Raw genomic sequence first — 2,849 nt, 5'->3', positions numbered from 1 at the left:
CGTCACGGCATTCACGTCGGGGTTTTGCAACATCACATTGGCTGCACTCATCTGCTGTTCGTCACCGACCCGATAACGCACCGCGTCGAGCACCGCAAAGTCATACCAGGGTTCGAGCTGTGCCCGTATATGCAACGGGATCGGCTGCACGCCGCTGGCCGTCGCTTCATCGCGGGCCTGGCGCAAGGCAAAGGTGAGGCTGGACGAGGCCATGGCTTCGACATCCTTGAGCACCTGCCCGGCCTGCCCAGGATCGATCGGGGCACAAAAACAGCCCATCAGGCACACCTGGTACTGCCCTGGCGGACAGGTTTGTTCGGCCAGTGCGGGTAACGCCATCAGCGCGCCAAGCACGACACTAATCCACTTCATGCAGGGCCTTTTCGACATATGCGCGGCTGGCGTCCAGTACCTGCGATTGCACGTTTTCGCTCGCCAGCATGCGCCCGATCAGCAAGGCGCCGACGCACTGGCTGATCAACACCCAGGCCAGTTGTTCATCCTCCAGCGTTGCGCTCCAGGCCTGGTGCAGCTGCACCAACCAGTGCTCGGCCACTTCGCGCACGGGTACTTCGGCCCGCGCGATCTCCACCCCCAGCGGCGGCAGTGGGCAGCCACCTTCGGCGTTGTGCAGGTGGGCCAGGCTCAGGTACTGCTGCAGGCAACGGCCCAGACGTTCACGGCTGGCGCCCTGGGTGGCCAGGCGTGCCAGCGGGCTGTTGCACAGCTCCTGCCTGACCACCTCGGTGAACAGGTCGTCCTTGGAGGGGAAGTGGTTGTAAAAGGCGCCGCCGGTCAGGCCAATGGCCTTCATCAACCCGGCTACGCCGGTGCTGGAAAAACCCCCGCTTTTGGCCAGCGCGCCGCTGCTGGCCAGCAGGCGTTCGCGGGTCTGCTGCTTGTGTTGGTTGGAGTAGCGCATTCATATGCCTCGGCAGGCAGGCTTGACGATGAAGGCAATCTTAACATAGCGTTCGTTTACTAAACGATCATTCACCAATGGGGGTGAGCATGGCAGAACAACAAAAAGTAGTGCTGGTGATCGGTGCGGGTGATGCTACCGGGGGCGAGATCGCCAAGCGCTTTGCCCGTGAGGGCTACATCGCCTGCGTGACACGGCGCCAGGCGGACAAGCTGCAGCCGCTGGTGGAGGAAATTCGCGCCGCTGGCGGCCAGGCCCACGCCTTTGGCTCTGATGCGCGCAACGAAGAAGATGTGGCGAGCCTGGTCGAAACCATCGAGCGTGACATCGGCCCGATCGAGGCGTTTGTATTCAATATCGGCGCCAATGTGCCTTGCAGCATTCTCGACGAAACCCCGCGTAAATATTTCAAGATCTGGGAAATGGCCTGCTTTGCCGGCTTCCTCACCGCTCAGGCCGTTGCCCGGCGCATGGTCCAGCGCGAGCGCGGGACGCTTCTGTTCACGGGTGCCACCGCAGGCACCCGTGGTGCAGCAGGGTTTGCCGCGTTCGCCGGTGCCAAGCACGCCTTGCGCGCTCTGGCGCAGAGCATGGCGCGCGAACTGGGGCCGCGGAACATTCATGTTGCGCACGTGGTCGTGGACGGGGCCATCGACACTGCTTTCATCCGTGACAGTTTCCCTGAGCGCTACGCCCTCAAGGACCAGGATGGCATCCTCGACCCGGCGCACATCGCCGACAGCTACTGGTTCCTGCATGCCCAGCCGCGCGACGCCTGGACCTTCGAGCTGGACCTGCGCCCCTGGATCGAGCGCTGGTAAGCCCCTTTTCACCCAGCAAGGACCGTAACCATGCACAAGACTGTCGATTTCCATTTTGACCTGGGCAGCCCGGCCAGTTACCTGGCCTGGACCCAGCTGCCCGGCCTGTGTGCCCGCCAAGGTGCCACGTTGCACTACCGGCCGATGCTGTTGGGCGGCGTGTTCCAGGCCACCGGCAATGCCTCTCCGGCTCTGATACCGGCCAAGGGGCGCTACATGTTCATCGACCTGTCGCGCTTTGCTGCGCGTTATGGGGTGGCTTACGGATTGCCGCCAGGATTCCCGGTCAACACCTTGACCCTGATGCGCGGGGTGATGGGCACCCAGATGCGTTCCCCGGAGCGCCTCGAGGCGCTGCTCGCCGTGCTGTTCAATGGGCTGTTTGCGCAGTGCCGCAATTTGAGCGACATCGGCGTGCTGGACGAAACGCTTGTTCAGGGCGGCTTCGACCCGCAGGTATTTCATGCGCTGGCTGCGGATGATGAAGTGAAGGTTGCACTCAGGCAGGCCACCGAGGCAGCAGTGGCACGCGGGGTGTTCGGCGCGCCAACCTGCTTTGTTGGCGACGAGATGTTCTTCGGCCAGGACCGTCTGGACTTTGTCGAGCAAGCGTTGGCTCAGGGCGCCAGCAGCCTCTCCAGCTGAGTGCGCTCCCACAGGCTTAGCAGGTCGACCGGGTTGCTGCCATAGCGGTGCCAGTCGCCGAGGTCGGCCTGCTCGCCGTCGGCGGCCAGGCAGTGAACGCACTGCGCCAGGCCCTCTGCATCCAGGGCCAGGGTGAGTTGCCAAGCGTGGATGACGACATCGACCAGGCCGCCCTCGCGGCGAGCACCAACCTCAAGGTGATGCACGCCCAGGGCGGCATCGCGCAGGCACTGGTACACAGCCCGGGTGTTCAACGAGCCCGTGCGGGTCAAGGTCAGAAGTTCGCCGGGGTGTTGGCGCTGATGATTTCGGCCTCGTCCGGGCCAATGTTCTTGAAGCTGTGCGGCAGGGTAGTGGGGATGTAGTAGCCATCGCCCGAGCTGAGCACGCTGACCTGGCCATCGACCCACAGCTCGACAGTACCCCGGGTCACCAGGCCGCATTCCTCGCCCTCGGCATGC

Annotated in this window: 5 protein-coding genes and 1 pseudogene; 2 read left to right on the top strand and 4 right to left on the bottom strand. The window is 63.7% G+C overall.

Annotation, left to right across the window (positions count from 1 at the left end):
• Both HP547_RS12455 and HP547_RS12450 read right to left on the bottom strand, forming a co-directional pair.
• A pseudogene (locus HP547_RS12455) lies at positions 1-372 on the bottom strand (hypothetical protein); the annotation flags it as partial.
• Positions 359-922, bottom strand: coding sequence for a TetR/AcrR family transcriptional regulator (locus tag HP547_RS12450; protein WP_172286424.1), 564 nt, complete (start codon positions 920-922; stop codon positions 359-361). The pseudogene HP547_RS12455 and the gene HP547_RS12450, both read right to left, overlap by 14 nt.
• Before the next feature lie 89 nt (positions 923-1,011).
• On the opposite strand from HP547_RS12450, the gene HP547_RS12445 reads away from it, so the two are divergent.
• Together HP547_RS12445 and HP547_RS12440 are read left to right on the top strand one after the other, a co-directional pair.
• Complete coding sequence (locus HP547_RS12445) at positions 1,012-1,743, top strand: SDR family oxidoreductase (RefSeq protein WP_172229853.1); 732 nt, start codon at positions 1,012-1,014, stop codon at positions 1,741-1,743.
• Between the two features lie 30 nt (positions 1,744-1,773).
• Positions 1,774-2,388: a 2-hydroxychromene-2-carboxylate isomerase gene (locus HP547_RS12440; protein ID WP_172229850.1), complete on the top strand. Its 615-nt coding sequence runs from the start codon at positions 1,774-1,776 to the stop codon at positions 2,386-2,388.
• On the opposite strand, the gene HP547_RS12435 is transcribed toward HP547_RS12440, so the two are convergent.
• Both HP547_RS12435 and HP547_RS12430 read right to left on the bottom strand, forming a co-directional pair.
• Complete coding sequence (locus tag HP547_RS12435; protein ID WP_175586204.1) at positions 2,361-2,660, bottom strand: hypothetical protein; 300 nt, start codon at positions 2,658-2,660, stop codon at positions 2,361-2,363. The genes HP547_RS12440 and HP547_RS12435 overlap by 28 nt on opposite strands.
• Before the next feature lie 2 nt (positions 2,661-2,662).
• The coding region (locus tag HP547_RS12430; protein WP_172286423.1) for a cupin domain-containing protein at positions 2,663-2,849 on the bottom strand (187 nt) is incomplete at its 5' end.

Origin of the sequence: Pseudomonas sp. CM27 (assembly GCF_013179515.1) — a bacterium.
Taxonomy (GTDB): domain Bacteria; phylum Pseudomonadota; class Gammaproteobacteria; order Pseudomonadales; family Pseudomonadaceae; genus Aquipseudomonas.
The sequence above is the reverse complement of the archived record's forward strand: the minus strand, read 5'-3'. Positions and strand labels throughout refer to the sequence as shown.